General features: G+C 63.2%; 18 protein-coding genes. 5 read left to right on the forward strand and 13 right to left on the reverse strand.

Features of this window, described 5'->3' with window-relative positions; translation table 11 throughout:
- Positions 1-82: 82 nt before the first annotated feature.
- Complete coding sequence (locus U9J33_RS24570; RefSeq protein WP_324699514.1) at positions 83-1,258, forward strand: ROK family protein; 1,176 nt, start codon at positions 83-85, stop codon at positions 1,256-1,258.
- 99 nt (positions 1,259-1,357) lie between these two features.
- On the opposite strand, the gene pyrC is transcribed toward U9J33_RS24570, so the two are convergent.
- The gene (gene pyrC, locus U9J33_RS24575) at positions 1,358-2,395 is read right to left on the reverse strand and encodes a dihydroorotase (protein WP_324699515.1); all 1,038 of its coding nucleotides are present in this window, start codon (positions 2,393-2,395) and stop codon (positions 1,358-1,360) included.
- A 92-nt stretch (positions 2,396-2,487) separates the two neighbouring features.
- Positions 2,488-3,243: an SDR family NAD(P)-dependent oxidoreductase gene (locus tag U9J33_RS24580; protein WP_324699516.1), complete on the reverse strand. Its 756-nt coding sequence runs from the start codon at positions 3,241-3,243 to the stop codon at positions 2,488-2,490.
- A gap of 191 nt (positions 3,244-3,434) precedes the next feature.
- Between U9J33_RS24580 and U9J33_RS24585 the strand changes: the two genes are divergently transcribed.
- A complete protein-coding gene (locus U9J33_RS24585; RefSeq protein WP_324699517.1) occupies positions 3,435-4,247 on the forward strand; it encodes an SDR family NAD(P)-dependent oxidoreductase in 813 nt (270 codons plus the stop codon).
- A gap of 64 nt (positions 4,248-4,311) precedes the next feature.
- Here U9J33_RS24585 and U9J33_RS24590 read toward each other — a convergent pair whose 3' ends face one another.
- A complete protein-coding gene (locus U9J33_RS24590) occupies positions 4,312-5,832 on the reverse strand; it encodes a GH39 family glycosyl hydrolase (protein WP_324699518.1) in 1,521 nt (506 codons plus the stop codon).
- A 344-nt stretch (positions 5,833-6,176) separates the two neighbouring features.
- A complete protein-coding gene (locus U9J33_RS24595) occupies positions 6,177-9,638 on the reverse strand; it encodes a glycosyl hydrolase (protein ID WP_324699519.1) in 3,462 nt (1,153 codons plus the stop codon).
- Between the two features lie 322 nt (positions 9,639-9,960).
- Here U9J33_RS24595 and U9J33_RS24600 point away from each other — a divergent pair, with 322 nt between their 5' ends.
- The 3 genes from U9J33_RS24600 to U9J33_RS24610 all read left to right on the forward strand — a co-directional run bounded on the left by U9J33_RS24600 (position 9,961) and on the right by U9J33_RS24610 (position 14,559).
- Positions 9,961-10,281, forward strand: a complete 321-nt coding sequence (locus U9J33_RS24600) for a 2Fe-2S iron-sulfur cluster-binding protein (RefSeq protein ID WP_132468888.1) — start codon at positions 9,961-9,963, stop codon at positions 10,279-10,281.
- Positions 10,282-10,340: 59 nt separating this feature from the next.
- Complete coding sequence (locus U9J33_RS24605) at positions 10,341-11,918, forward strand: cytochrome P450 (protein WP_324699520.1); 1,578 nt, start codon at positions 10,341-10,343, stop codon at positions 11,916-11,918.
- Between the two features lie 136 nt (positions 11,919-12,054).
- A complete protein-coding gene (locus U9J33_RS24610; protein WP_324699521.1) occupies positions 12,055-14,559 on the forward strand; it encodes a TonB-dependent receptor in 2,505 nt (834 codons plus the stop codon).
- Between the two features lie 70 nt (positions 14,560-14,629).
- On the opposite strand, the gene U9J33_RS24615 is transcribed toward U9J33_RS24610, so the two are convergent.
- The 9 genes from U9J33_RS24615 to U9J33_RS24655 all read right to left on the reverse strand — a co-directional run bounded on the left by U9J33_RS24615 (position 14,630) and on the right by U9J33_RS24655 (position 21,929).
- Positions 14,630-15,253: a TetR/AcrR family transcriptional regulator gene (locus tag U9J33_RS24615; RefSeq protein WP_082370587.1), complete on the reverse strand. Its 624-nt coding sequence runs from the start codon at positions 15,251-15,253 to the stop codon at positions 14,630-14,632.
- Positions 15,254-15,334: 81 nt separating this feature from the next.
- Complete coding sequence (locus U9J33_RS24620; RefSeq protein ID WP_324699522.1) at positions 15,335-16,048, reverse strand: class I SAM-dependent methyltransferase; 714 nt, start codon at positions 16,046-16,048, stop codon at positions 15,335-15,337.
- Positions 16,048-16,881, reverse strand: coding sequence for a hypothetical protein (locus U9J33_RS24625; RefSeq protein WP_132468887.1), 834 nt, complete (start codon positions 16,879-16,881; stop codon positions 16,048-16,050). Before U9J33_RS24625 ends, U9J33_RS24620 begins: the two co-directional genes overlap by 1 nt.
- Before the next feature lie 469 nt (positions 16,882-17,350).
- Entirely contained in the window at positions 17,351-18,160 is an 810-nt protein-coding gene (locus U9J33_RS24630; RefSeq protein WP_324699523.1) for a sterol desaturase family protein, read from the reverse strand.
- Between the two features lie 7 nt (positions 18,161-18,167).
- Positions 18,168-18,296, reverse strand: coding sequence for a hypothetical protein (locus U9J33_RS24635; protein ID WP_324699524.1), 129 nt, complete (start codon positions 18,294-18,296; stop codon positions 18,168-18,170).
- A 140-nt stretch (positions 18,297-18,436) separates the two neighbouring features.
- Positions 18,437-20,935, reverse strand: a complete 2,499-nt coding sequence (locus U9J33_RS24640; RefSeq protein WP_324699525.1) for a glycoside hydrolase family 2 TIM barrel-domain containing protein — start codon at positions 20,933-20,935, stop codon at positions 18,437-18,439.
- Positions 20,935-21,219 (reverse strand): hypothetical protein, encoded by a 285-nt coding sequence (locus tag U9J33_RS24645; RefSeq protein WP_054441819.1) that lies wholly within the window; start codon positions 21,217-21,219, stop codon positions 20,935-20,937. The genes U9J33_RS24640 and U9J33_RS24645 overlap by 1 nt, the downstream gene beginning before the upstream one ends.
- A gap of 129 nt (positions 21,220-21,348) precedes the next feature.
- Positions 21,349-21,678 carry a hypothetical protein gene (locus U9J33_RS24650; protein WP_324699527.1) on the reverse strand — a complete coding sequence of 110 codons (330 nt, stop codon included), beginning with the start codon at positions 21,676-21,678 and terminating at the stop codon, positions 21,349-21,351.
- Positions 21,679-21,743: 65 nt separating this feature from the next.
- A complete protein-coding gene (locus tag U9J33_RS24655; protein ID WP_132468885.1) occupies positions 21,744-21,929 on the reverse strand; it encodes a hypothetical protein in 186 nt (61 codons plus the stop codon).
- Between the last annotated feature and the right edge of the window lies 1 nt (position 21,930).

Below are 21,930 nucleotides of genomic sequence, written 5' to 3' on the forward strand. Positions count from 1 at the left end.
GTCTCGGGAAAAATTTAGAGGCTAAAATAAATCGGGGCCGCGCGGTGTTGCGGATACCGGGGAATTGGCCGATGGGAAGATCATGCGTCTATCGGATCAGGAATATAATCGCCTTCTGCTGCTCAAGAAGGTGCGGACGAGCGAGCCGGTTGCCCGGATCGATCTTGTCGGGCTGACCGGGCTGACGGGGGGGACGATCACGGCGATCACCGCCGATCTTGTGAAACGCGGCATCGTGATCGAGGAGAAGGTGGCCTCCAGTGCCCCGGGGCGGCCCCGGGTCAACCTGCGGATCAATCCGACCGGCAAGTACGTCATCGGCATCAATGCGACAGGTGACGGGCAGGCCGTGGCCGAGATCGTCAATCTGAGGGGCGAAAGCCTTGGCGTAGCAACGGCTGAATTAAAGCCGGCGACGCGGATCGAGGATCTCGCGCAGCAGTTCGTGGCGGCGCTGGAAGACGCCATTGCCGGCTGGCCGGTGAAGCGGGAGGAGATTTTCCGGATCGGAGTCGGGCTTCCCGGCATCGTCGACAGCCGTACCGGCATCGTCGAGCAGATCATCACGTTCGAGCCCGGCCCGTGCAACTTCGGGGACATCGTCTCGGGCGCGCTCGGGATTCCGACGCTGGTGGACAATAACATCAACCTGCTTGCCCGTGCGGAGCATTGGTACGGTGCAGGTGCCCATGCCGACGATTTCACCCTCATCAATGTCGATCTTGCCATCGGCGCGGCGCTTTACCGAGGCGGGCAGCTAATCAGCGGCGCGCACGGGATCGCTTCGGAATTCGGGCACACCAAGATCATGCCCGACATCGGCCGCCCTTGTTTCTGCGGCGCCAACGGCTGCCTGCAGGCCTATTGCTCGATCCATTCGATCATCGAGCAGTCCTGTGAGCGACTGGGGCGGCAGATGCCGTCACACGAGGTCATGAACCCCTGTTTCGATGGATTGATGGCAGAATATGCCGCTGCCGAGATCGACATCCGGACGGTGCTGGAACAGGCCAGCCACTATCTCGGCATAGCCGTGGCCAATCATATCACCATGCAGGACCCCGAGGCGGTCATCATCATCGGGCCGCCCGTTGCACGGATGGATGAGCTGCGCGGTGCCTTCTTCACGGCTCTCGAACAGAACACCTTCCCCGCTTTGCGCCGGCGGACCAGACTCTACTTCAAGGCGCGGGATCAGGGCGCCTATGCGCGCGGCGCTGCGGCGATGGTGCTGGAGCATGTCTACGCCGCATCGTGAATTTCACGGTTTGGCGGGGAGTAGGTAGATGAGGAGAGCCGGGTCATCCTCCTCATCTACCCAGTCGAGCGCTTGCAGGCTGTTGCTTTCGGGTCGGCCTTAGCCGACGAAACGCCAGCGGATCGTCTCTCCGGCATGGAAGGGAACGAGGGTGATGTCGCCGTCGACGATCGTTTCCGCCACGGCCACGTCCTCGCGCTTCAGCGTTACCGTGCCCTCGTTCAGGGGCAGGCCGTAGAAATTGGGTCCGTGTTCGGAGGCGAACCCTTCCAGCCGGTCAAGCACGCCTTCCTCGTCGAAGACCTGCGCGTAGCTTTCCAGGGCGAACGGCGCATTGAAGATGCCGGCGCATCCGCAAGAGGATTCCTTGCGGCCGATGGCGTGCGGCGCGCTGTCCGTACCGAGGAAGAACTTGGGCGACCCCGAAACCGCCGCCTTGCGAACGGCGAGACGGTGCCGTTCCCGCTTGGCAACGGGCAGGCAATAGGCGTGCGGACGAATGCCGCCATCGAAAATCGCGTTGCGGTTGATGATGAGGTGCTGCGGCGTGATCGTTGCGGCGATCCGGGGGCCGCTTTCAGCCACGAACTCTGCGGCGTCGGCTGTGGTGATATGCTCCAGAACGATCTTGAGCGCCGGGAAATCTCGGACCAGCGGCGCGAGGACGCGTTCGATGAACACAGCTTCGCGATCGAAGATGTCGACATCGCGATCGGTTACTTCGCCGTGGATCAGCAGCGGCATCCCGATCCGCTGCATCGTTTCCAGCAGCCCGGTGAGCTTGCGGATATCGGTGACGCCGTGGGCGGAGTTGGTGGTGGCATGGGCGGGATAGAGCTTGCAGGCAGCGAACACGCCCTGTTCGTAGCCGCGCTCGATTTCCGCCGGATCGGCATCGTCCGTCAGGTAGCAGACCATCAGCGGGGTGAAGTCCGTCCCGGCCGGCAGGGCGGCGATTATCCGCTCCCGGTACGCCTGCGCCGAGGCCACGCTGATGACAGGCGGCGTCAGGTTCGGCATGACGATGGCGCGCGCAAACTGGCGCGCGGTATAACCGACGACTGCGTTCAGCATCTCGCCATCGCGGAGATGCACATGCCAGTCGTCGGGGCGGCGGATCGTTATCTGCGATGTCATGAGGCCGCTCTAGCCCACCTCGATGGCTGTCGTCGATGCCGGATTCGGAACATTTCCGCTGCAACGATCGGTGCGTGCTGTCGGTTCGAAAGTTACCCGATGAACATCCCCCCGTTTACTGCGAGCACTTGCCCGGTGACGTAGCCGGCGCCGTCGGATGCGAGGTATTCGCAGGCCGCCGCGATATCTTCCGGGGTTCCGGGGCGTGGAATCGGAATGTGCTGGGCAATCACGTCAAGCGGCGGGAATGTCCCCGCGGCGATTCCCGCTTCTGCCATCGGCGTTGCGACGACCGATGGAGGGATGGTGTTGACGGTGATTCCCTGGCCCGCAAATTCGCGGGCCAGTGCGCGCGTCAATCCGATCACTCCGGCTTTCGCAGCGGAGTAATGCGCACGATCCGCCGCACCGGACTGGGCGGCCTGCGACGAGATCGTGATGATCCGGCCCCATCCTGCCGCGACCATGTCGGGCAGCGCGGCCTGTACCGTATGGAAAACGCCGGTCAGGTTGATGTCGATCATGCGCTGCCAGGTTTCCACGGTTACGTCCTGGAAGCGGATGCCCTCGGATATGCCGGCATTGGCGACCACGATGGCGATGGGGCCCAGTTCCTCGCGCACGGCGGCATAAGCGGTTTCGATGCTATTCCGGTCGGAAACGTCGACCTTGCGGGCAAGGATCGCCGCACCTTCCGAGCGCAGCGCGGCGCTTTCCCGGTCCAGCGCGTCCTGCTGGATGTCCAGCATCGCGACGGGGTGCCCGTTGCGGGCGAACAGGCGCGACACGCCCAATCCGATGCCCGAAGCTCCGCCGGTGACGACGACGACACGATCATGGCTGCTCATTTAGCTCTCTCTCTCCCATCCGTTTCGTTCCGCCGCGCGGTCGCCGCCGAGCTTCCTGGCCCGAGCGCGCTGCGTATGGATCGCTAGTTTATGCGATATCGTGGCGCACAACTTGCGTGATGTCCAGCCCACCGATAGGCATGGAGCGCGCGATTCGGATCGCGTGATAAAATTGGAATGGGAGAAAGAGAGTGCCAGTGCCGGACGTTTCCAACCGCTCGATCAATGAACTGATTTCCCTTGCGGGCAGGAGCGCGGTCGTGACCGGGGCGGCCTGGGGACTGGGAAAGGCAACCGCGAGGCGGCTGGCCGAGGCGGGGGCGGCCGTGCTCATCGCCGACATCGACGAGCAGGCGGCCGCTGCCACAGCCGGGGAACTGTCGGAACGCTATTCGGCCGACGTCTCGTTCGCCTGTCTGGATGCGGCCGATAGCGGTTCGATCGCCGCCGTGGCCGATCTTGCGGAGAGCCGGTTCGGCAAGCTGGATATATGGGTCAACAATGCGGGCATTCCTTCGTTCACGCCTTTGCTCGATCTCGATGACGCGGAATTCGACAATGTGCTGGCGATCAATCTTCGCGGATCGTTCGTGGGCGCGCGGGAAGCCGCGCGCCGGATGATCGCGCGCGGACAGGGCGGGGTGATCGTGAACGTGGCGTCCCTTGCCGGTGTCATTGGTATTTCCGAAGGCCAGGCGGCCTATTGCTCGTCCAAGCATGGCGTCGTCGGCCTCACCCGCCAGTTGTCCATCGAACTCGGCGCGCACGGCATCCGGGTTCTGGGGGTGGCTCCGGGCTTCTCTCTTACGGAAAAGACGATGTTCATCGCCGATTGGGATGAGGCAACGATCAGGAACTGCCCCATTCCGGGTATCGGGGCCAGCCGACTCGGCCGCGTGGGTGTGGCCGACGATATCGCCCGCGCCATCCTGTTCTGCGCGTCAGACCTTGCCGCATTCATGACCGGCAGCACGCTCCTGCTCGACGGCGGCGTCGCCGCCTGAGCATTCGCCGCGATCCGCCGGCCCGGCGGCAACCTTCTGGAGGCTGGCGCCGGGACGGACGGGATCAGAGCAGTTCGACGAGCGCGAGACCTTCCGGCGGGAGGTCCAGGGCGAGGGTTCCGTCACTGTCGAGGCGGCGGCGTTCGATCACGGGTAGAGAGGCCTTGCGCAATTGCGCAACCTGATCGCGCGAAGGATACTGCGGTGAACCCATCGCTCGCCAGGCCGGCATGGGCGAGCCGCGCTCCCAGTCCACATAGCGGACTTCCGCGGTTTTACGGCCGCCGATACCGTCGAAGGCAAGCGTTATGCGCTTTGGCTCGCCCTTGATCCTGCGTTCTGCGGTCATGCCTGGAATGCCGCCGGGTTGATCCACTTCCGCCAGGTTCCACACCAGCACGGAAACACGTCCGTCCTTCCCGCGCGAAGCCAGTGCCGGGCCCTGGGCGGAGAGCCGCTCGGTGCCGAGGCGGTGCAGCAGGCGATAAGTGTTGAACGAAGGCTTGGCGATGCCGTCGATCATCATGCTCCAGCCCATCGAGCCTTCCTTCAGCATGTAGTCGTCCACGCCCAGTTCCTCGTACATGCCGCTGAGCGTCCACTGCGACATCCCTGCACAATGCGCCATGCCCTGAGCGATGACGTGGGCGATCATGGCCGGGCTGTCCGACGACCATTCGGAAAGCCACAAGGGCTTGCCCGCGAGTGGACCCGCGTCGATGGTCCGGCGTGCATTGCCGAGCGCATCGGGGATCACGTCGTTGACGTTGCGCCGGGGCGCGTCCTTGCCGAAGACGTCGTTCTGGTCGTCACCGGCGTAGACGTGGGTGGCGAAGAAATCGACCGGCGCGTTGTTCGCCGCGCACCATTGCGCGAAATCCCCGATCCAAGCCGTTTTCGACGTTGCCGGTCCTCCTACCTGAATGCGCGGATCGACCGACTTGATGGCGACCGCGGCGGCCTTGTACATATCGAAGTAGCGCTGCTTGTCCGCTGTCCAGAAGAACGCGAGATTGGGCTCGTTCCACACCTCGAACGGCCAGGTGCGCACGGTTTCTATGCCGTAACGGTCCACCATCGCGGCGGTGAACGACTTCAGGAAGCCGGCGAATTCCGCGTCGGAAGTCGGCGGGGTGATGTTCCCGCCGTAGAAACCGAATTGGGTTTTGCCGGAGGCCAGTTTCCCCGGCATGAAGCTCAGTTCGACATAAGGGCTGATGCCGATGTCGAGCATGCCGTCGTAGACCCGGTGTACATTCAGCCAGTTCGGCCCGCCGTTGCGGCGCATTTCCAGGATGCTCTTGCCGAATACGCCGAGCTCGTCATTGAAGATGCCGTGGAAGCGGGCGCGTTTGAAGCCCGCTTCGGCCCGGCCGATCCGCATGTCCTGCCGCCATTCCTCGCGCATGGTGATCGCGGCGCGGTCCGATCCTACCGATTCTTCCCACACGTGGGGCAGCGGCCCGGTTACGGCGCGGGTGTCCACTCGAACGGTCTGGACCGCCATATCGGCCGCGCGGACGCCCCTTGCGGAAAGGGCCGCCGCCGCGGCACCGGATGCCAGGAATGTACGTCGATCAAACATGCTTCTCTCCACAATATTGTCGGATGCGCGGAAGGATCAGTGCGCCATTTCTATTTCGAAAATCGAGCTTGAGCCGGCGAGCTGTGACCGTGACGGGTAAGCTGCGGGTTACTTCCGCGAGCAGGGCGCCCGCTTCTTTCAGCAGGTCGGTGGTGATCGCCAGACCGGAGCCAGCGGCTGGGACGCTCGACGGAAGGACGTGCAGAGCCGGGCACGGCAAGCGCGGCTTCCATAGCGATCGAAGCGACAAGTCGCCGGCCGTTTGCCATTGTCATCTCCCATAATGTCGTGCGGCCATTTTTTTGGCCTTCACGTTTTCTGTTTATTGGTCTGACCAGTGATTGTTACCGTGTTTCTGACCCTGACACACGTTTTCTTCCCGGCGATGCTTTTAAAGCTGCATTGCGGTCCATGTTGACGTTGCCGGAATTCTTCAACGGGAAGCCGAGCAGCCGGATTGGACCGATCAATCCCGAGCGGCGCAAGGGCGCGTCTTTCCGGTAGGTGGGCGTCGCGGTCCATGTCACCTTGTCCGCTCCCGGCTGCGCATCGCCGATGAGGCGATTGACCCAGAGGTTGGCGACGCGGACTTGCACGCGGTTCCTGCCCGGTTTCATGAACGCGCCGATGTCGACGCGGTAAGGCGCATGCCAGGCGTGGCCGGCAATGCGGCCATTGATGCTGACTTCCGCGATCTCCCGCGCTTCTCCCAGATCGAGCTGGAGAGGCTGGCCTGCCTTCCAGCCGCGCGGCGTATCTATCTCGCGCGAGTATGTGGCCACGCCGGAAAAGTAGCGGATCGCCGGATCGTCGTTTTCGTCCAGCGGCGCCAGCGCCATGCGCACGCTTGCGGGCGCGCCGCGGCCGGGTTCGAACGCGACATTCCAGAGGCCCGGAACCGTCGCCAGCGGGACGGGATCGCGGGATGGCGCGGATTGCTGGCGTGCCGGGGTTTCCTTGCGAAACACCACGTTCACGGATTCGTCGGCCTGAAAGGTCAGGGGGATGATCGTGATGCCGTCCCGGATAGTGAAGCTGACGGATTCGGATCGGCCGGTCTCCGCATGCCACAACTCGGGTATCCTGCCGGCGATCCTGAACCGGGCTTCGATCGTCTCGGTTCGGTCCTTCTGATTGGAAATGAAGTAGATGTCGGCCTCCTGCGACTGTCGGTGCACGAACGGCAGATGGCTGTCGGCCTGCGCGCCGGTGTAGGAAAAGTCGGGCCTGACGCCGATATCGGTCAGGACGGAAGCGAGATCGTTAGTGTTAAACACGCGGCCTTGCCCGACGGCGGTGTCGGGCCGGCCCGGCCAGAGCTTGCCGAGCAGGCCAGCGTATAGGTCTTTGTCCGTTTCCAGCCCCGGGTCGCCGATCGGCCGCCGGCCCACCACGATCGCGCCTTGTTCTGCCAGGGAAGCGACCCTGCGCAGCACGGCAAGGCTCATCCGGCTGGAAGAACCGCCGAGATAGAGCACGCGGTAACGTGCGCCGCCGATGCTGGCGAGTTCGCCGCGATCGACTTTCAGGGCTTCCACGAGCGCATCGGCATTCACGAAGTCGAACGCATGGCCTGCGGGAATGCCGGTAGCTTGCCCATTTCCGAAAAGGGATGTGAGGGGCGCTTCCTCGCCGTGGAAATAGGCGACATCGGCAACGTTCCTTCCCTGCTGCAGCATCAGCGCGTTGCGTGCGATGTAATCCATCCACGGCCGCGCGAGTTCGCCCCATGCTTCGTTGCGATTGAAATCCTGCCCGAAGATCGAAAGGCGCAGTCCCGGCTTGCGGTCTTCCACCGGCACATGAACCGAGGTGTGGATGACCGGCCGGTTGATGCCGCTTGCGAATTCCAGGTCGATCATGCGCTTGAGATCGGCCGGACCATAGGACCACGGCGAGAGCATGGACGTCAGTGATTCCGCCGCCACGAATGTCCTGCCATAGATATGAGCGACCGATGCCGCGCCCTTCATGTCGGCTAGATAGGTGGGCTTGGGTCCTCCTGCGCGAGGGAAGGCCCACATTGCGGCCATGGGAATATCGGCGAATTTGCGCATGGCCATGTCGTCGCCCAGCATGGGGCGGTGGTCCTCCAGAGCTTCGCCGTAGACGATCATGCCGTGTTCGTGGGCTGACCGGGCGATCGTACCGTAATGCTCGCTGGCGAGCAGTTCCGCCAAAGTCCGGCGGAAGTCATGGAGGAAGCGGTCGCTCCGGCTTCGCGATCCGACGATCCTGCCGGTGAGGGCCGGCATCCAGGGAACCGGATCGTATCCGCGCAGGCGCCGGAACCGGTCGATCATGCCGGGCGTCCAGTTCGACGCGCCCACTTCGATGCTGTCGGTCAGGATGGCCCGGATCCCTTTTTCGCCCATCAGATCCTGGCCGGCCGCGTCGCGATAGGTTTCAAGGTAGTGATCCATGTAGCGCTGCACCGCTCCGGCGTCGTACTTGTCCACCTCGAGCCCGGTGGCCTCCAGCGGCGCCGGGTGGTTCATGGTGCCGACGAGCGAATAGCCGAACCGCATGATCCGCCACCGCCCCTTTGGCGGCAGCCAGTCCAGCGTGCCGTCGGGGCGGAGGCGCGCTGTCACGTCGATCACATCGGTCGGGGGCGTTCCCGGTGTGTCGATGAGTCCGTGGTCGAGATCGTAGTAGTCCGGCACGACGTCGAACCCGGCCTTGGCTTCGGCGCGATTGATGCGATCGGTTTCGGAAAGGACGAATTCGGCAATGCGGATGGTCTTCGCCTGCCCGGTGCCGGAAAACCCTGCCGCCAGAGCGGAAAGATCGACGCCTGCGGGTGGCGGCGCGATGTTGGGCAGGCTGCTGACTTCCTCGAACACGGCGCGGAACCGGCTTGCCTTCACGGGCGGGAAGGCCATGGTCGTGGGCACGCGCGAAAGCGGTATTTCGGATACTGCCGTCCACGTCCCACCGGTCGTTTCGGCTTCCAGTCTGGCCTTGAGGTTGGCGCCGACGAATTTGCCGGAACCGCCGGGCACGAAGAGCGTCATGGACCGGACCGTGGTTGGCCGGGCGTAGTCCAGTTCCAGGACCGATGGGCCTTTCGCCGCCTTGGCGAGGTCAACCGCGGATTCGAGATCGCCGTCCGCCAGGGCGGCTCCGTCAATCTTCTGCCCGGGGCCGTCCCTGTAGGATACGGGCGCCGGCACCTCGTTTACGGCGGCTGGAAAAGCCAGCACGGCGACATCGCGGTAGAAGGGCTGCGGAACTTCGGGCGCCTTCTCGTTAATGGTTGAGTTCGTTCCCGACTTTGCCGCGATCGACTGGAAGGGCCCGGTTATAGCAGGCGGCGCGGGGAGCGCCCGCGAGAACGGTTTTCCGCCTTCGATAGTCACCTCGCTCCAGACCAGTTTCTTCATGCCATCGGCGGGCGGCACCCATGGCCCGCCGGTTTCGGACCATCCCGGCGAAGAGGCGATGGCCAGTTCGATGCCGAGCCGGTCAGCTTCCCGAGCGGCGGCCCTGAACGCCGATTTCCAGGCGGGCGTCATGTAGACCAGTCTCTGGTCGACGATCTGCGGGCTCTGCAGATTGACATCGAAGGACTGTGCACCGCCGATACCGGCGCGCTTCATCCAGGCAAGATCCCTGAGGAGTCCGTCCTGCGTGATATTGCCGTTGATCCAGTGCCACCAGACGCGCGGCCGCGCTTCCATGGGAGGATCGTTGAAGGCGGCTTCGAGACCCCGTGCTTCCGCGGGCTGGGCGGGATCTGCTCCATCGGCAAGCGCGGGGGCCGAGCAGATGGCGGCCGAGAGTAACAGAAACTGCTTCAACACTTTGGCATAAAAACGAAAATTCCCTGCTGCCATGTCTCTGCCCGTTCCTGCATCGTTGCGCGAAAAATGCCTGGCCGGAACAGGCCCTTGCGTACTGTCTCCGGCGCCATGTATTTTGTGCGATACAGTATCGCGTATTAATGGATTGAAGCGCTGTCAAGCCAGTGACGCGGTTCGGCCGGCTGATGCCGCCGCATGCCCCCTTCCCATCCTCGTTCGGGCTTGACGCATAAGCGGCGTCAGGTTTATGCGCCACTGTATCGCGTAAAAACGAAATCCGGTTTGAAGCCGGTGGGGCCGCGGTGCAGGAGAGGGCTGGAAAATGACGACGATTATCGTTGTGGGCGCGTCCGGAGAGGAAAGAGCCCTGGAGGCGAGGCCGGGGCAAACCGTCATGGAAATCATCCGGGATGCCGGGTTCGATGAACTGCTGGCGCTGTGCGGGGGCTGTTGCTCCTGCGCGACCTGCCACGTCCATGTCGAACATGTGCAGGGGACGAAGGCCCTCGATCCCATGAGCGATGATGAAAGCGATCTGCTGGATTCGTCGAGCCACCGGAATGAGCGCTCGCGCCTCTCGTGTCAGTTGCAGGTCACCGATGCGCTCGATGGCCTGCGCGTGAGGATCGCCCCCGAAGACTGAAACACCGAAACACTCGCTTGCCGGGCAACGCACCCGCGCAAGGAACAGGAGCAGGATAGATGACTGAACTGGCCGATCGGGACTATTTCACCGACCATGAAATCCTTGTCGATCCCTACGCCTATTTCGAGGCCGTGCGCGGGAAGGGCGGGATCTACAGACCCAAGGGCAAGGATTACCTGATCGTCACGGGGTTCGAGGAGACCCTCGAAATCATGCGCAATTCCGAGGATTTCTCGGCGATCATCGGGCTTCAGGGCGCCTCGGCGCCCTTGCCGTTCACACCCCGGGGCTGCGATATCACCGCCGAGATCGAGGCGCACCGCGAGGCTTTCCACGGCGGCGACCTGCTCGTCAACCTGGACGACAATGCCCATCTTCAGTTGCGGTCGCTGGTCAACCGCCTGTTCACGCCTTCGCGCCTGAAGGCGAACGAGGCATTCATCCAGGCCTTCTCCGACGAACTGGCGCGCGATGCGGTGGCGAACGGCAGTGTCGAACTGGTCCGGGCGATCGCGACCCCGTTCGTCACGCTGGTCATTGCCGATCTTCTGGGTATCCCCGCCGAGGATCGCCAGCGCTTCATCGAGATCATCGAGAACGCGCCGCCCCCCGGAAATCTGGACGGCGAACTCGATCTTGACGCCGAGGACCATCCTTTCGTGATCATGGGCGGCTACTTCGCCCAATACGTTTCCGATCGCCGCGCCAATCCGACCGAGGACATCCTTTCCGAGCTGGCGAACGCCCGTTACCCCGATGGGACTCTTCCGGAAGAGATGGCCATCGTCAAACTGGGCATGTTCATGTTCGGGGCGGGGCAGGACACCAGCGCCAAGCTGCTGGGCAATGCGATGCGCTTCATAGTCGATCAGCCCGGCCTTCAGGACCGGCTCCGTGCCGACCCCGCGCTGATCCCGGCCCTGATCGAGGAAGTGCTGCGGCTGGAAGGATCCACCAAGCAGACCGCGCGCCTGGCGCGCAAGGACACGAAGATCGGCGATCTCGAGGTTCCTGCCGGAACGAAGATCATGCTGGCGATCGCGGCGGCCAATCGCGATCCGGCGCGTTGGGAAGATCCCCAGGAATTCAGGCTAAATCGCCCGAAGATCAGGGAGCATGTCGCATTCGGGCGGAGCGCGCATACCTGTGCGGGCGCTCCACTGGCGCGTGTCGAGGTGCGGATCATTCTCGAGAAGCTGCTCAGGTACACGTCGGATATCGACCTCGATCCCGCGGTTCATGGGCCGCGCGGTGCGCGAAAGCTCGACTTCGAGCCGAGCTTCATCATTCGCGGGCTGGCGGAACTGCATCTGAAACTGACCCCGGCAGACGGCGTCGATCTCAACGCGGCGCAGCCTTCGATCCTCGGGGAGACCCCTGCGGTCGAGGCGTCGCCGTCACCGGTCGCTCCGGCGGGTTACTCCACGGCCCGGACCAGACTGGCAGTGCTGCTCAAGGACGAGGCAGCCAAGGCGGTGCTCGATGCGCATTTTCCGGGGATCACGGCAGACAAGCGGATCGGCATGGCGAAATCGATGACGCTGCGCGCCATCCAGAAGTTCGCGCCCGGCCAGTTTACCAACGAAGCGCTGGATGCCGTTGACCTCGACCTGGCGGCACTGCCGACCGGCTGATGCACCGTTTCCCTTCGCCTCGCCGGACGCACGGGGCGAAGGGAATGGTCAATCCAATTTATGAAAACAGATTGACCAATGCGATACAGTATCGCACGAAATGCGTAATATAAAAAACAGAAGGGAAGGGGATTCGATGCGTAGGGAACGGGCTCTCACGCTCGCGGGCGCCAGCCTGCTTGCAATGTCAACGCCGGCACTTGCCCGGCAACAGACCGAACCGGCGGCAACGGGCGAGGCGAATGCAGCGCTGTCGCTGACCAATGAGATCATCGTCCAGGCCCGCCGTCGCGACGAGAGCCTGCAGGACGTGCCGCTTGTCGTGAACGCCGTGACGGCCGACACGATAGACAAGCTGAACATTCGCAGTTTCACGGATATCGGCTCAGTCGTCCCCGGCCTTCAACTGACGCCCAATGCCAATGGCATCGGCACGTCGTCATCGATCCGAGGCGTCAATCACGACGTGAATGTCAGTGCCGAAAACGGCACCATCCAGTACTATCGCAACGATGCCCCGGTCCCGTCGAGTTTCGTTTTCCAGACGATGTACGATGTCGGCCAGATCGAGGTCCTGCGGGGGCCGCAAGGTACTCTGCGCGGCCGGTCTACGCCTTCGGGTTCCATCACGGCAACCACCAGGCTGCCGGATCTCGTCGAGCCGGGCGGTTATGTTTCCGGTACATTCGGATCGGGATCGGCGGCCAACATCAACGGTGCCCTGAACATTCCGGTGATAGGCGACATGCTGGGCGTTCGCGTGGCCGGACTGCACAAGTTCGACCGGCTGAACCGCGTCAGCAGCATCAACAGCGATGTGAAGCCGCGCAGCGAAACCAATGCGATCCGCGCGACCGTTCGCTTCGAGCCGACCCAATGGCTACGCTTCGGCTTTCTCTATGAGGGAATGCAGAACGATGCCTTGCGTTTCGACCAGGTGCGTTCGGTAGCGGCGTTCAATCCCGATTACACCCCATCGGCCGGCGCACCGGACTACGGCGACATCGGGATAGGCGATTATCTTTCGGTTCAATCCCGGCCGAGCACTGTTTCGCAGAAATTCCGGTTCTACAACTGGAACGCCGAGGCCGACATTCTCGGCCAGCGCCTGGTCTACGTAGGATCGCGCACGGCGCAGCATTACCGCAGCTTCGGGGTGCGCGACCTCGCCAATTTCTTCCCCGACCTTGCGATCGGGCAGGAGGCCGACACGCGCGGCACGACGTCCAGCCACGAGGTTCGCCTGCAGAACCTCGACCGGATCGGGGGCCTGTTCGACTATGTCGTGGGCTATTTCCAATATGCGGTTCCGTCCCGCACGATCCTGAACGAGAGCAGCATCACGCAGTTGCGGCTGGCAGGCCCCGGCATTCCGATTGCGCCGCCCAGCGTGACGGACACGCCGATCTATCTTCCCAAAGGCATGCCGAAGGAGGAATCGTTCTTCGGGAACGTGACGCTTCATCTGGGCGATGCGACCGAACTGTCCGGAGGCCTGCGCCGAATCCACTTCACGGACTTCCGCGATGGCCTGTTTATCGGCTGCACCCCGCAGTTGTACGAGGCCGGATCGTGTACGCGCCAGAACGGCACGCAGTCGGACGTGAAGGAGAACACCACGATCTACAGCGCGAGCATCAAGCACCGCTTCACGCCGGGGCTCATGGTCTATGCGGCGACCGGCAGTTCCTGGCGTCCGCCTGTCGTCGCGATCGGCAATTTCACGCATGCCGATTACACGCCGAACGAAGTCGCCCATGTCGCGCTGCCGCCGGAAAGCTCGAAGTCCTATGAGATCGGCGTGAAATCGGACTGGTTCGATCACAAGCTGACATTCAACCTCACGGCCTATCACCAGAAATACAAGAACTACCCCTACCGTTCGGGCGGGGCAGGCATTGCTTATATCAACATCAATTCGGCCGGTGCGCCCACTATCGGCAACTTCAACTTCGTGAGCGCGGTGCCGGTGAAGGTGAACGGGGTGGAGGCGGAGCTCGCTTTCACTCCAACCTCGCAGTTCAGTGTCGGCGCTACCGTCAATTATGCCCGGAGCACGATAGGCAATGCGCTGCTGGCCTGTACCGACGCGCTGAACAACCAGACGGGTGCCGTCGGTTCGGACGGACTTCCCGACAGCGTGACCCCGACGCTCGCGCAGATGCAGCAGGCTTACGGCGCCGAGCGCGTGGCGGTGTGTCCGGGCGGCGGACAAAGCGCGACATTCCAGCCGCAGTGGACCGGCGTTCTGCGCGCGGAGTACAACCAGCCGGTCGGACATGACATGGACGCCTATGTGCGCGGGCTGCTGAGCTGGCGAGGCAAGTCGAAGACCGATCCCAACAACCGCTTCGACGATGTCGGGGCATATGGCCTGTTCAACCTCTATGGCGGTTTGCGCGCGGCCGATGGAGGCTGGGAAGTCACCGTCTATGCCAAGAACCTGTTCGATACGAACAAGCTGCTGACCCAGGATGACCTGGCCCAGTTCACGGCTGTGACCGACGTCTATCTGGCGCCGCCGGCCTTCAGCGTTACGGGCATCGGATCCACCGTCTACAACAGCCGCTACACGGGCGTGACCGTTACCGCGCCGCGCGAATTCGGCGTGACGTTCCGCGTGGCGTTCGGTTCCCGCTGAGGATATCTGCTCCCGAAGTCCCGACCTGCGGGACTTCGGGGAGGTTTGGCGATGCCGCTTCGAAACGGCGTCAGTCGGGAGCCATGATCGAGGTGGAAAGCAGCCGGAACAGGATCCTGGCCACTTCCGGCACACTATAGGTCCCCTCCGGCTGGCCGACCCACCATGCCAGCGTTTCGGCAATCAGGGAGGCTGCGCATATGGTGCCCAGATCCGGCGGCAGCCACGCATTAAGCGGCGTTTCGTTCTGCGCGACGATCCTTGATACGCGTAGCCATTCCTCGCGCATGGCGCTGCCCGCACCGCCGTTGAGGAGGATCGACCAGAGCGAACGGTGCTCATCGACATATGAGCAAAGCGCCCGGAAACCCGCCTCGTAGTCTTCCGCGTCGCGGATGGACAAGGTCAACTGGTTGAGGTGCGCGATCTCGTCCTTGGCGATGGCGTCGAGCAGGCCTTCCTTGGTCTGATGGTGGCGGAAGAATGTGGCGTAGTGAACTTGCGCTTCGGCGCAAATGTCACGGACGGTGATCTGATCGAACGGCTTTCGCTGCAGGAGCGCGAGCATGGCCTCCTGCAAGGCGCGCGCGGATCGCAAGGCGCGGGCATGCTTAGACCTCGATGACGCCAGTGGCTCGATTTTATGCGATACAGCGTCGCTTTTCTTACGATTCGGTTTGTCGGTATCGGCCATCGCCTCGTCTTTGACGCAAAAGCGACTGGCTGCGCAAGCGAACAGCGAAAAGGCGGGCCGGTCGATGGTGCCCGAAACGGCTCATGAGGTATCTTTGGTCAGGCGATAGAAGCAGTAGTCCGTCCCGTCGCGGCCATGCTCGACGAGTATCATCGCATCGATGCCGAGCTTCAACGCATCGAACGTTCCCAGGACGACATCCTTCCTGTGCTGGATCGTATGCGGATCATTGGCGCGGGGGTGCCGGAGCAGGCGCCGTGCAAACCGCCGCAGGCCGAGCAGTCTGCCCACGATCAGCCGGCGAAAGCCGTTCGGGCCGTGCAACAGCAACTCACCGATGGGAACCTGATGGCGGATGCCCACGATCAGGTGGCGTTTCGAAACCCGCCGGAGTTCCCGCAGAACTTCCTCAAGCCCGCGCGCGTCCATCCAGTTGAGGAAACGGATGCTCAGGGCGCAGTCGTAAGTGCCGTCCGCATCCGGGATGGCGCGAATGTCGGCAAGCTCGAGCGTGCAGTCCAGTCCGTCCGCATCGTCCAGCTTGACGCGTGCCGCTCTCAGCATGTCCGGCGAAATGTCGCGCCCGACCACCTTGAAGCCGCGTTCGTGATAGAGCTTGAGAAAGCGCCCGGTCCCCACCGGCATGTCGGTAACAGTGGCTCCGCTCCGGACGGCGCGCAAAAGCTCGCGGACGGCGCTATCCTCGCTTACCCATTTGGCTGTGGGTGCCCGGCGGGCATCGTATCCTGTGGCGGTGGCACCGGTATATGCGCTGCTCAGTGTCTGAAAATCCATCAACCGATCTCCTGCTGAGGAATTCTGATCCGCAAGAATTGTGCGACCTGTTCGGCGGCGTCGGATAACTGATCCTCGCCGTTCACCTCGAGGACGGGAACGCCGCGCCGCCGCAAATGCTCGGCGGCGAGAGCGAAGGCTTCGGCGGCGTCAACCGTGGCGGTATGAAGCTCGTTGTCGTCGAGACCAGCATGGGCGCTGATCCTGCGCCCCCTGTTGCGCAGACGTTCGACTATGACGCCGGGGCGCGCCGCCACGAGCACGACCGCACCGGGCTTCGGTACGGAGGAAAAGTAGGCCTCCCGCAATGACGGCGGGCTGGCCCAGCCTTTCTGGACGAGCGCATCCTGTTGGAGGATCTGCACGTCGGCGGGCAGGCGGTTCCAGAGATGGAGGTCGCGCAGCTGCTCCAGCATGATCGGCAGTCTGGCGAACCGGGCAAAGGCATCGCCGAAGCCGGTTCGCGCCATCTCGATGCAACACTCCAGGAAGGCCCCGTGGATATGCAGCATCTGGCGGAACGAGTCCTCCGAAGAGATCGCTGCCAGCCGCCTTGCAAAAACATCCCCCACGCGTGGCAACTGGAACGCGGAAAGGTAGGAGATGCGCCGGATCGGGCTGACCTGATCCAGGCTTGCCGTGGCGGCCAGCAGCCTGCCTTCCTGCACTGTGCGATAGATGGCCTGCCGCCCAAGACGCGCGCGTGCGGCATGGTAGATCGCGGACTTTCCCACGCCGGGCGGGCCGACGAATTCGACCTGCCGCTCGGCGCCGGGGAATGCCGGATCGTGTGCAACGGGGGGAATCGCCAATTGGGGGGTGGGCAGGTTCATCGCCTTCACATCCTCAGCGCTGAAGATTTCGCCCGCGGCTGTGCCCGGGCTCCTCGATAACCTGCCTCGCCCCCAAGGAAGATCAACTCAACCAAATTGGTAGAGAATGTGGATGCGGTCAACCCGGCATGGAATTGAGAAATTCTTATGACAGAAAAGAAAATTCCCGGAGGTACTGAACCGATTAGGGGCCGCTGTTTCGGCCTATATCCATGTTATGGCGAGATTTTTTAATAATGAGGGCGAAGAAATTATATTGAATTTTTCTTAAGTCGATCCGGAGGTGGCCGATGATTTACGATTCGCCCTCCAGCCTGAACTGGCGCAGAGGGCGATGTGCCCGGCAATCGCGCTGGGATCCTTCTCTCAGCCCCGGCGTCATGACTTCGAATGTGCCGGCAGCGAGGCATGGGAAACGCCGTCGCTCGAGACATCGAAAACGGCGTCCCCTGCGCCTGCCGCTTGGTGATCAGTCCGCCAGTTCCGCCGTCACGGGACCCGCCCGTCCGGCGCTTTCGCCTCGGGCCGCGCGCGCGGCGGCGGTGCGGTCCTTGATGGCTTCGAAATCGCTCTCGTACTTCTTGCGCATGGTGCCGCACAGACGGTCCCATATCGTTGTGTAGCCACCGAAATTGCCCGTGAAATAGCGGTGGTGCTGATCGTGGAATGTTGCCGAGATGAACCACTTCGTGGCCCAGGTCCGGTTCCACCAGCGGGGGAGGAACTCGTAGCCGGAGTGGACGTAGAGCCCCATGATGATGTTCGTTGGCAGGATCAGCGCCATTGTCGCGTCATGGACAGTGAAGGCGGCCAGAAACAGCGGGACGAACCCGCCATTGATGATCGATTCCAGCGGGTTGACCGAAAGCGTTGTCAGCAGGTTCGGCGAAGTCGATTTGTGATGGAGCTTGTGGACCCAGCTATAGACCGGTTCCTTGTGCATCCAGCGATGGAGCCAGTAGAAATAGGTGTCGAACAGGAAGAAGTAGAGCACATATTCCAGCGCGATGGTCCACCATGCCGCCGGTGTCGGATCGAACGTGATCCATCCGTGGGTCTTGGCCCAGCCGGTCGCCACGCCGATGATCTTGCCGGATATGGCCAGGGTGACGACGGCAATCAGCGCCTCGTTGCGGAAGATCTTCCACTTGAAGCCTCTGGGCTGGATCTTGCGTGCCTTGAAGAAGCCTGACGCGATGCCGGCGACTATGCCGGTCACCACGAAAGCCGCCAGCCAGAAATTCAGGGCCTGTTCGCCGCTGATGAAGGACTTGAACATCGGTGCCTCAGGAAAGAACGAGGGCAAAGGCGACGATATGCGCCGCCAGAGCAAAGGGAAGGGCATAAGCCGAGCGGCTGGGCATCCGGGTGTTCATGGGTTTCTCCATCTTCGGGTCCGAGGCGGACATGGCCATGTCCGGATGTCAGTTCGCGACTGGCCGGCAAGCAGGATTACGTTACGGAGGGAATTGCCCCATAAATCTCCCGGAAAACCGGCATTTTGCCAGTTCGCGCATCGCGAACTGGCAAAGGCGAACGTGTTTCGGCTTGGATTTCAGGATAAGTCGAAGGCAATTCCACCCTCCGCCAGTCCTTCGCATTTCGCCTTTATGCGCACCCGGCCCGGCTTGCCGCTCCCTCGCAGGATGAGCAGCGCCTGCCCGCGGTAGCACTCCGCGCTTGACGACTGGAAGGAGCCGGTTGCCTGCGGATTGGCACTGCCGAAAGCGGCCAGGGTTGCCGGTCCCTCGATCAAAAGATCGATGCGTCGGCGGTCGTCGGGCAGGACACGGCCCTGCGCGTCGGTGATGTCCACCCGCAAGTAGCTGAGGGCATTTCGGGCGGCTCCGGCTTCGCGGCGTTCCGGCACAACGCGAACGCGCGCGGCAGGGCCCACCGTTTCCAGCACCTTGCGCGCAATCGGCTTGCCGTTGCGATATGCGATCGCTTCCAGCTTTCCGGGGGCATAGGGCACCTCGAACTCGGCCCGCCGCCGGTCGGTCGGACCGAGTTCCCGGGAGGCGGCCAGCTTTCCGTCCAGTCGCAATTCGACCCTGTCTCCGGCGGCGTGAACCCGCACACCGAGCGGGCGCCCCTCGGCGCCGGGCCAGGTCCAGCTCGCCAATTCGTCGGACCAGCCCCAGCCGGAGACATATTCGAATGTCCCGTCAGGGCCAGGGCGCTGCACCGCCATTTCCAGATCGCTGATGCCCCACACCACATCGCGCGCCAGAGAGGACGCCTTCTGCTGGCCGATCAGGTCGATGTCGCCGCACCAGGCGTTCACCCAGGGGAAGGAGGGGAGGTAGATCGGATAGTTGCCGTTCTTCAGCCTCGCGTTGGCGCCGATCCCGGCTTCTCCGAGATAATCCATCGCGGTCCACAGGAATTCGCCAAGGAAGTAGGGCGCCTTCTCCTGCAAGGCCTGATAGTCGTAGACATCGCGAGCGAAGGTCTCGGAAGCATAGACCACGCGTTCCGGGTGCACGCCCTCCTCGGCCTCGATATCTTCGAGGCGGTAGTTGTAGCCGGGCACGTCGAGAAACACGGTCGATGCATTGTCGGTCTTGCCGCCTCTGCCCGCGCGCGCGGTTTCGGGGGCGGCGATCAGTTCAGCGCCAAGAACCCCGTTCAGTCCGGCCGTGACCGGCCTTGTCGGATCGAGCCGCCTGACGGCATTGGCCAGTTTCCATTGCCACTCCACCCCTTCTTCCGTTGACCGGAACGGGATCTCGTTGCCGATGCTCCACATGATGACGGACGGGTTGTTCCGGGCCGTGCGGACCATCGCATCGATGACTTCCGACCAGTGTGCCGGGAACTGCTGCGCGAAGTCCTGCGGCTCCTTGGCGACGTGCCAGGCATCGAACGCTTCCTCGATCAGGTACATGCCGAGCCGGTCGCACGCCTCCCTCAGGCTGCGGGACGCGGGGTTGTGCGAGGATCGGATGGCGTTGAAGCCGCGCGCCTTGAGCAGCCGCAGCCGGCGTTCGTCGGCATCGGGAAAGGCACAGGCGCCGAGCAGGCCGTTGTCATGGTGGAGGCAGCCGCCCTTGAGCTTCACCTGTTGGCCGTTGACGGTCATGCCGGTCCGCGCGTCGAAGGCTATGATGCGGATGCCGTAAGGCTGGACGATGCGGTCCAGCACGGAACCGTTCCGGACGAGTTCGGTTTCCAGCGAATAGAGTTCGGGGCTGGCCGCCGACCAGAGGCGAGGGCCGCGAACCTCCAGGGTCTGCCGCATCGCTGCCGCAGCAGGAGCGCTGGCTTCGGCGACGACGCGGCCATCCGGTTCGACGAGCCGGGTGCGGAGGATATCGCCGCTTTCCGGAGCGACGACTTCGCTCGACACATCCACCACCGCACGGCCGTTTTCGAGCTTGCTCGTCCAGGCCGCCACACCCCAGCGGACGAGCCGCGAGGCGGACGGGACAATGTCGAACTCCACCGAGCGGTAAAGGCCCGAACCTGAGTACCAGCGGCTGTTCCGGCCGAGGTTTCGTACCCGCACGGCCACCACGTTATCGCCGGTGCGGTCCAGGAAGGGCGTGAGGTCAAGCGCGAACGGGGCATATCCCGCCACGCTGCCGCCAACTTGCCTGCCGTTCAGCCAGACGTCCGTTTCCAGATAGGCCCCGTCGAAGACAATCTCGACGCTTGCGCCGGCCGGGTAGGCATCGGCGCGGAAGTGCTTGCGGTACCAGCCTTCGCCGCCATTGGTGAAGCCGGTTGCGGTCTTGCCGATCGAGCGTTTGTCGAACGGGCCGATCACGGTGCCGGGAAGTTGTCCCGGCAGGTCCTCCACGCTCCAGTCGTGGGGCAGGTCCACCCGGCGCCAGTCGGTATCGTCGAACGCCTTGCTTTGGGCGCCGTCCATCTCACCCAGCCGGAAGCGCCAGTCGTCGTCGAAAGGCTGGCGGCGCCCGCCATGGTTTGCGGGTGCCGGGCTGCGCGCACTTGCCGCAGGGGCTGCGAAGGCCGCGCCGCTTACGGCGGTTGCGGCGGCTATGGCCAGCACGTTGCGCCTGCCGGTGGTAAGGAAGCCGCGTTCCATCACCGCTCCCCCAATGTCTTGAGCTTAACATCTACACGGTCGAGCATGTCGGGTTTGACCACCCCGAACTGCACGAGCGACCGGAACGAGAAGTTGCCGAGGTGCGGCTTTATCATGTCGTTGCCGATGCGCGCCTCGACGTTGGGGATTTCCGCCAGGATGATGGCCCAGGCTTCCGGGATCGCCTTCAGATCGGCGATGGCGGTGTCTTTCGTGCCGAGCAAACGCGGGAGCCGGCGCGGCGGCGTGAACTGCTGTGCGGGCGGATAGAGCGGAGCGTCCATGGTCGTTGGTCCTGACCTTTCTTGCGGAATGCACGGTTTGGGAAAGCGGCGCGCGCGGGAGCCGGCGCGCAAGCGCGGCACGCCGACCTGGGCGGCGTGGACAAAATGGCCGGAAGCCTTGTCAGCCCATCACTTTTTCGGAGGTAGCTTCGCGAGATCGGCGTCGATCGCCGCCAGTTTGGCGTCGGTGATCTGGTCTGCCGAATACTGCTGGATGGCGCGCAATGTCATGCCGCGCGCCATGGCGATCTGGTCGCTCTTGACGATTTCGGGAAGGTACTTCTCAAGAACGGTCCTGGCTTCGGGATCGTCGAGAAGGGTTCCGATATCGGTGTCTTGTGTCGTGTATCGCGGAGTTGCGGCCTTTGCCGTGGCGATGGTCGCCGCCGCCGGGGCCTGTGCATTCGCGCCAGACGCGGCGGTGGCGGCAAGCAGTGCGATAAACAGCTGAGTGCGCATGATTTCCTATCCTTCTCCACTGCGGCGCCGTTTTTCCGGGGCAGAGCCCTCGCCCGGATCGCGCTCTAAATGTACACGTCGTATATATAAATCACGCAGACATTGCCAAGCATTTTTGCGCTGCCTGATTCCCGGCGGGGGTTTCCGGCAAGGGTCATGCGCAGGATCCGCCTTCCTGCAATTCCGGGGAAATATTTCGCAATATTTTCAATATTCACCGAACCGTCATCGCCACGACCCGGAATCGTCATC

Origin of the sequence: Novosphingobium sp. RL4 (assembly GCF_035658495.1) — a bacterium.
Lineage (GTDB): Bacteria > Pseudomonadota > Alphaproteobacteria > Sphingomonadales > Sphingomonadaceae > Novosphingobium.

What these genes read in the sequence shown, in the direction of transcription:
- U9J33_RS24570 (WP_324699514.1), top strand. Translation starts at nt 83, where the DNA reads ATGCGTCTATCGGATCAGGAATATAATCGCCTTCTGCTGCTCAAGAAG.
- pyrC (WP_324699515.1), bottom strand. Translation starts at nt 2,395, where the DNA reads ATGACATCGCAGATAACGATCCGCCGCCCCGACGACTGGCATGTGCAT.
- U9J33_RS24580 (WP_324699516.1), bottom strand. Translation starts at nt 3,243, where the DNA reads ATGAGCAGCCATGATCGTGTCGTCGTCGTCACCGGCGGAGCTTCGGGC.
- U9J33_RS24590 (WP_324699518.1), bottom strand. Translation starts at nt 5,832, where the DNA reads ATGTTTGATCGACGTACATTCCTGGCATCCGGTGCCGCGGCGGCGGCC.
- U9J33_RS24600 (WP_132468888.1), top strand. Translation starts at nt 9,961, where the DNA reads ATGACGACGATTATCGTTGTGGGCGCGTCCGGAGAGGAAAGAGCCCTG.
- U9J33_RS24605 (WP_324699520.1), top strand. Translation starts at nt 10,341, where the DNA reads ATGACTGAACTGGCCGATCGGGACTATTTCACCGACCATGAAATCCTT.
- U9J33_RS24610 (WP_324699521.1), top strand. Translation starts at nt 12,055, where the DNA reads ATGCGTAGGGAACGGGCTCTCACGCTCGCGGGCGCCAGCCTGCTTGCA.
- U9J33_RS24615 (WP_082370587.1), bottom strand. Translation starts at nt 15,253, where the DNA reads ATGGCCGATACCGACAAACCGAATCGTAAGAAAAGCGACGCTGTATCG.
- U9J33_RS24620 (WP_324699522.1), bottom strand. Translation starts at nt 16,048, where the DNA reads ATGGATTTTCAGACACTGAGCAGCGCATATACCGGTGCCACCGCCACA.
- U9J33_RS24625 (WP_132468887.1), bottom strand. Translation starts at nt 16,881, where the DNA reads ATGAACCTGCCCACCCCCCAATTGGCGATTCCCCCCGTTGCACACGAT.
- U9J33_RS24630 (WP_324699523.1), bottom strand. Translation starts at nt 18,160, where the DNA reads ATGTTCAAGTCCTTCATCAGCGGCGAACAGGCCCTGAATTTCTGGCTG.
- U9J33_RS24635 (WP_324699524.1), bottom strand. Translation starts at nt 18,296, where the DNA reads ATGGCCATGTCCGCCTCGGACCCGAAGATGGAGAAACCCATGAACACC.
- U9J33_RS24640 (WP_324699525.1), bottom strand. Translation starts at nt 20,935, where the DNA reads ATGGAACGCGGCTTCCTTACCACCGGCAGGCGCAACGTGCTGGCCATA.
- U9J33_RS24645 (WP_054441819.1), bottom strand. Translation starts at nt 21,219, where the DNA reads ATGGACGCTCCGCTCTATCCGCCCGCACAGCAGTTCACGCCGCCGCGC.
- U9J33_RS24650 (WP_324699527.1), bottom strand. Translation starts at nt 21,678, where the DNA reads ATGCGCACTCAGCTGTTTATCGCACTGCTTGCCGCCACCGCCGCGTCT.
- U9J33_RS24655 (WP_132468885.1), bottom strand. Translation starts at nt 21,929, where the DNA reads ATGACGATTCCGGGTCGTGGCGATGACGGTTCGGTGAATATTGAAAAT.